Here is a 281-nt window from a genome sequence, read left to right as displayed (position 1 = left end):
GCCCTATACCGTCTATGGCCTGGTGGCGGAAAAAATGGAGCGCTCAGACGATGGTCTGTCTCTGCGTTTCTACCTCAACCCCAAAGCCAAGTTTGCCGATAACACGCCGATCACCGCCGAAGACGTGCGCTACACCTTTGACCTGCTGATGACCCAGGGCAGCCTGCGCTACAGAACCCTGTTCGCCGACGTCAAGCACGTCGAAGTGGAAGGCCCTCGGCAAGTGCGCTTCGACTTTTCCAGCAACGAAAACCGCACCCTGCCCCTGGATATCGCCACCC

Annotated in this window: 1 protein-coding gene; it reads left to right on the top strand. The window is 58.7% G+C overall.

Features of this window, described 5'->3' with window-relative positions:
- Positions 1-281: ABC transporter substrate-binding protein (locus AAEZ08_RS22805; RefSeq protein ID WP_500125160.1), on the top strand; the 281-nt coding region annotated here is incomplete at both ends.

Origin of the sequence: Pseudomonas sp. E45-MNA-CIBAN-0222, assembly GCF_040310405.1 — a bacterium.
GTDB classification, from domain to species: Bacteria; Pseudomonadota; Gammaproteobacteria; order Pseudomonadales; family Pseudomonadaceae; genus Stutzerimonas; species Stutzerimonas stutzeri_AC.
This window is presented reverse-complemented; position numbering and strand designations above follow the sequence as displayed.